A 313-nucleotide genomic window follows, 5' to 3' on the forward strand; every position below is an offset into this window, starting at 1 on the left:
GCGCTGCAGCCGTTGGTCAAACCCTTCTTCCTGCACGAGCCGGTCCAGCGCGTCCCAGGCAAAGCGGCTTTGCGCCCCGTTCTCGTTGACGAGGCGCAGAAGGCGGCCGGCGCTGTCGTATTCGAAGGCCAGGGTGAGGCCACCATGTGTTCGCTGGACCAGCCGGCCCCAGAGGTCGTAGCGCAGGTGGATGCTGGGGTCGGCGGCCTGGGTTTCGCTGGAGGTGCCCGCAGGCTGAGCCGGATCGATGCGCGTGAGGTGGCCTGCGCTGTCGTAGTGGTAGCGCTCGATCTGGCCGTTGGGCAGTTCGCTG

General features: G+C 67.7%; 1 protein-coding gene. It reads right to left on the minus strand.

Features of this window, described 5'->3' with window-relative positions:
- A partial coding sequence (locus ACM14_RS30310) for an RHS repeat protein (protein WP_139093550.1) occupies positions 1-313 on the minus strand: 313 nt, incomplete at both ends.

Origin of the sequence: Delftia sp. JD2, from assembly GCF_001682645.1 — a bacterium.
GTDB lineage: Bacteria > Pseudomonadota > Gammaproteobacteria > Burkholderiales > Burkholderiaceae_C > Comamonas > Comamonas acidovorans.